The organism is Stenotrophomonas sp. SMYL8 (assembly GCF_036320065.1).
Classification (GTDB): Bacteria; Pseudomonadota; Gammaproteobacteria; order Xanthomonadales; family Xanthomonadaceae; genus Stenotrophomonas; species Stenotrophomonas maltophilia_A.
Window position 1 is genome coordinate 57,053 of the sequence record NZ_JAWIRR010000027.1, and the last position, 4,982, is coordinate 62,034.

Consider the following 4,982-nt stretch of genomic DNA (forward strand, 5'->3'; position numbering starts at 1 on the left):
GGGGGCGCCCGCGCCGCCCCCCTCGCGGCCCGCGCGGCCGCGGGGCGGCCGGGGGGGGCCCCCCCCCCCCCCCCCGGCTCTACCAGAGTCTCCGGATCTCAGCCCTTCATCGTGCCGGTATCCAGCCAACGCTGGTGCCACGACAACGCTTCCGGCAGCAGATGCGGGGTGTGCTTGCCGTAGCTCTCGCGGCTGGCACGGTCGAAGTAGTCCTGCAGCTGCGGGCGGAAATCCGGGTGCGCGCAGTTGTCGATCAGCACCTGCGCACGCTTGCGCGGGGTCAGGCCACGCAGGTCGGCCAGGCCCTGTTCGGTGACGATCACCGACACGTCGTGTTCGGTGTGGTCCACGTGGCTGGCCATCGGCACGATCGCCGAGATGGTGCCGTTCTTCGCGGTGGACGGGCTCAGGAACGCCGACAGGAAACCGTTGCGGGCAAAGTCACCGGAACCGCCGATGCCGTTCATGATCCGCGTGCCCATCACGTGCGTCGAATTGACGTTGCCGTAGATGTCCACCTCGATCATGCCGTTCATGCCGATGCAGCCGAGGCGGCGCACCAGTTCCGGATGGTTGGAGATCTCCTGCGTGCGCATGATGATGCGCTCGCGGTAGAAATCGATGTTCTCCTTGAACGTCTCGTTGGCCTGCGGGCTCAGCGCGAAGCCGGTGCACGAGGCATAGCTCAGCACGCCGTCACGCAGCAGGTCGAGCATGCCGTCCTGGATCACTTCGGTGAACGCGGCCAGGTCGCGGAAGCCGCTCTTGGCCAGGCCGGCCAGCACCGCGTTCGGAATATTGCCCACGCCCGACTGCAGCGGCAGCAGGTTCGGCGGCAGGCGGCCCTTCTTCACTTCGTGCTGCAGGAACTCGATCAGGTGCGAAGCGATCTGCTCGCTGGTCGCATCGATCGGGCTGAACGGGCTGTTGCGGTCCGGGCCGTTGGTGCGCACCACGGCCACGATCTTGTCCGGGTCGCAGCGCAGCGCGGTGTCGCCGATGCGGTCGTTGGCGTTCACCAGCGGAATCGGCTTGCGGTGCGGCGGCAGCGCGGTGCCGTAGTAGATGTCATGCATGCCGTCGACGCCGGCCGGCTGCCATTCGTTGACCTCGACGATCACCTTCTTGGCCAGGTCCAGCCAGGTCTTGTTGTTGCCGACCGAGGTGGAGGGCACCAGCGAACCGTCTTCGCGGATGGCCGAGACTTCGATCACGGCGGTATCGATCTCGCCATAGAAACCGAACCACACGTGCTGGGCCACGTGGCTGAGGTGGATGTCGATGTAATCCAGCTTGCCCTCGTTGATGCGGTTGCGCGCATCCGGGTCGCTCTGGAACGGCATGCGCATGGCGATGCCATCGGCCTTGGCCAGCGCGCCATCGAGTTCCGGCGCGGTGGAGGCGCCGGTCATCAGGCTGATCTGGAAGGGCTGGCCCTGGGCATGCACCGCTTCGATGCGGCGGGCCAGTTCGACAGGAACGGCCTTGGGATACCCGGAGCCGGTAAAGCCGCTCATGGCCACGGTTTCACCGGGCTGGATCAGTGCGGCTGCGGCTTCTGCGGAGACCACGCGGTCACGGAGACGCGCGTTGGCGATGCGATCAACAGACATGACGACACGTGTTGCTGGGGGGAATTCCGATTATCGGCCATCCTCATCCGTACGGGGGGTTCTACCTTCGTGGAATGGCTTTTCCCGCAGGGGTCACCCAAACCCGCCGGTTTTGTTTTGCAGTGCAGCGTGCAAAGTGCTTTCGCAGCCCGCACGATGGACCTGCATCCCGACGTGGGGGAGGGAGCAGAGCCCGCTGGCAGTTCGCTGCAAGCGGGCTTTTTTATTGCCTGTCGTCCAGTATGAATACGCGGTCTCCATTATCGGTAGTGCCGGGCGCGGGGCCGGCCCCCCCCCCCCCCCCCGGGGGGTGGTGGGAGGTGGAGGGCCCCGGCCGCGCCCCCCCGCGGCCGCTGGCCGGCAACCCCAGTAACCTTCGGTAGGATCGTCGGATCTGCCGGCCAGCGGCCGGCACTACCGGGTCATCGGATTCGCTGGGCAGCGGCCGGCGTTAACGGGTCGATACAATCAGCCCATGACCCTCGCCCCCGCTGACCTGCCCGCCTCCCTGCAGCCCCTTGTCGACCGCGCGCTGGCGCGCCTGGCACAGGTCCTGCCCGAGCCCGTCCCGGCCGACCTGCTGCCGTTGCTGACCCGGCTGGCGGTGACCAGCGACTTCGCGCTGGACACCCTGGTGCGGCAACCGGCCTTGCTGGCACAGCTGGCCGCGCCCGGCTGCCCGCCGATCCCGGCGCCGGTGCTCGATCCTCTGCAGCCCAGCGACTGGCCGGCGCAGATACGGCGCTGGCGCACGGCAATGTCCACACGGCTGATCTGGCGCGATCTGACCGGTCTGGACGACGTGGCGCAGACCCTCGCTGGCGCCACCGCCCTTGCCGAAGATTGCCTGCGGCTGGCACTGGACGCCCTGCAGCAGGAATTCGCCCAGCGCCACGGCGTGGTCCGCGACGGCGAAGGCGCGCCGCAGCAGCTGGTGGTGTTCGGCCTTGGCAAGCTGGGCGGTGGCGAGCTCAACTTCAGTTCCGATGTGGACCTGGTCTACGCCTATCCGCAGGGAGGTGAATCCGATGGACCGCGTCCGTTGGCGGCGGAAGAATATTTCGCCCGTCTCGGCCAGCGCCTGGCCAAGCTGCTGGATGAAACCACCGTCGATGGCTTCAGCCACCGCGTCGACCTGCGCCTGCGTCCGTTCGGCAGCGCCGGCCGCGTTGCACTCTCGTTCGCGGCGATGGACCAGTATTTCCAGCGCGAGGGCCGTGATTGGGAGCGCTATGCCTGGCTGAAGGCGCGCGCGGTGGCCGGCGATATCGAGGCCGGTGAGGCGTGGCTGCAGACCCTGCGCCCGTTCGTGTACCGCCGCTACCTGGATTTCACCGCGCTAGACGGCCTGCGCGAAATGAAGGCGGCCATCACCGCTGAAGTCGCACGCCGCGAACTGCACGACGACATCAAGCGCGGTGCCGGTGGCATCCGCGAGATCGAATTCCTGTGCCAGGCGCTGCAGCTGATCCGCGGTGGTCGCGAACCGGCATTGCGCGAGCGTCGGCTGCTGGTGGCGCTGGACGCACTGGTGGCCGCCGGGCAGATCGCGCCCGAGGATGGCAGCGCGCTGCGCGAGGCGTACCTGTTCCTGCGGCGCCTGGAGAACCGCCTGCAGATGCTGCGTGACGCGCAGACCCATGTGTTGCCCAGTGATGCGCTCGACCGCGAACGCATCGCCGTGGGTCTGGGCTATCCGGATTGGGAGGTGCTGCGCGCGGCGCTGGCCGAACAGCAGCAGCGCGTCAGTACTGAATTCGCCGCGCTGCTGGCACCGCGCAAGGGCCAGGCCGCGCCCGATGCGCTGGCCAACTACTGGCGCAGCCTGCCCGAAGGCAGCAACGCACCGCTGCTGGCCGAAGCCGGTTTCCTCGATGCCAACGGCGCTGACCAGTCGCTGCGCGACTTCGCCCAGGGCACCGGCGTGAAGTCGTTGTCCGATGCCGCGCGTGCGCGGCTGGATCGCGTGCTGCCCGCGCTGCTGCATGCAGCCACGCGTTCGCCGCAGCCGGATGCCGCGCTCAAGCGCGTGCTCGGCCTGCTGCAGGCGGTGCTGCGCCGGACGAGCTATCTCGCCTTGCTGGACGAACAGCCCAGCGCACTGGCGCGGTTGGTGGACGTGCTGGCGCGCAGCGCGCTGCTGGCCGAACGGTTGGCGGCGTATCCGCTGCTGCTGGACGAACTGCTGGACGTGCGCGTGTCCGGGCCGATGCCGGATGCCGCCGGAATGCTGGCGGAGTGCCAGCAGGTACTGGCGGTGGAAGATCCCGAATCCGCACTGCGCTGGCTCAATGAAACGCGGCTGGCACTCAGCTTCCGCATGGCGATGGCCACGCTGGATGGCCGCCAGGGTGCGGTCGATAGCACGCGTCAACTGGCCGAGCTGGCGCAGGCCGTGGTGGTCAACGTGTTGGCGATGGCCGAAGCGGACATGCATGCCGCACACGGCGAGATTCCCGGCGGGCGCTTCGCGATCATCGGCTACGGCAGCCTTGGTGGGCTTGAGCTGGGCTTCGGTTCCGATCTGGACCTGGTGTTCCTGCACGACAACCCGGCCGGCGTGGATGCCAGCAATGGCGCGCGTCCGCTGGAGCCGGGACGCTGGTATGCGCGCCTCGCGCAGAAGGTGATGGCGCTGCTCGGTGCGGTGACCGCCGCCGGGCGCCTGTACGACATCGACGTGCGCCTGCGCCCGGATGGCGGCAAGGGTTCACTGGTGTCTTCGCTGGCCAGCTACACCGAATACCAGCGCGAACGCGCGTGGACCTGGGAACACCAGGCACTGGTGCGCGCGCGTGGCGTGGCCGGCGATGCCAGCCTGCTGGCCGACTTCGAGCAGGTGCGTGCGCAGACGCTTGGGCGTGAGCGCGACACGAGTGTGCTGTACGCGGACGTGCTGAAGATGCGCGGCCGCATGCGCACCGAACTGGACCGCAGCGATGCCGCGCGGCTGGACCTGAAGCAGGGCGCGGGTGGCGTGGTGGACCTGGAGTTCCTGCTGCAGACCGGCGTATTGGCGCGCAGTGCGCGGCATGCGGCGTTGCTGCAGCCTCGCGACACGCCGTCGTTGATCGATGCGTTGGCAGTTGCGGGATTCCTGCCGGAAGACACCGCGCAGGCGCTGCACGGAGCACATGCCACGTTGCTGGATGTTGGCCTGGCCTGCACGCTGGACCGGCGCCCGCGATTGGCACCGACCACGCCGGCGATTGAAGAGGCGTGTGCGGCGATTACGGCAGCGTGCATCGCCGCGGAGCTGCCGTTCGCCTGAGTGGGGGCACCCGCCAGCGCAATGGCCTGCTTTGGGTGGGTGCCGACCGTTGGTCGGCACAATCTGTCGGCAGCGATGAGTTCTGCTGGGCGTGGCGA

The 4,982-nt window shown here is 68.4% G+C and carries 2 protein-coding genes; one reads left to right on the forward strand and one right to left on the reverse strand.

What is annotated here, in order from left to right:
• Positions 1 to 98: 98 nt before the first annotated feature.
• Positions 99 to 1,613 (reverse strand): acetyl-CoA hydrolase/transferase family protein, encoded by a 1,515-nt coding sequence (locus V3B25_RS17845; protein WP_099551328.1) that lies wholly within the window; start codon positions 1,611 to 1,613, stop codon positions 99 to 101.
• A 475-nt stretch (positions 1,614 to 2,088) separates the two neighbouring features.
• Here V3B25_RS17845 and glnE point away from each other — a divergent pair, with 475 nt between their 5' ends.
• Positions 2,089 to 4,884, forward strand: coding sequence for a bifunctional [glutamate--ammonia ligase]-adenylyl-L-tyrosine phosphorylase/[glutamate--ammonia-ligase] adenylyltransferase (gene glnE / locus V3B25_RS17850; protein WP_329811101.1), 2,796 nt, complete (start codon positions 2,089 to 2,091; stop codon positions 4,882 to 4,884).
• Positions 4,885 to 4,982: the final 98 nt, after the last annotated feature.

Coding starts and splice junctions, on each gene's coding strand:
- V3B25_RS17845 (WP_099551328.1), bottom strand. CDS start 1,613: ATGTCTGTTGATCGCATCGCCAACGCGCGTCTCCGTGACCGCGTGGTC.
- glnE (WP_329811101.1), top strand. CDS start 2,089: ATGACCCTCGCCCCCGCTGACCTGCCCGCCTCCCTGCAGCCCCTTGTC.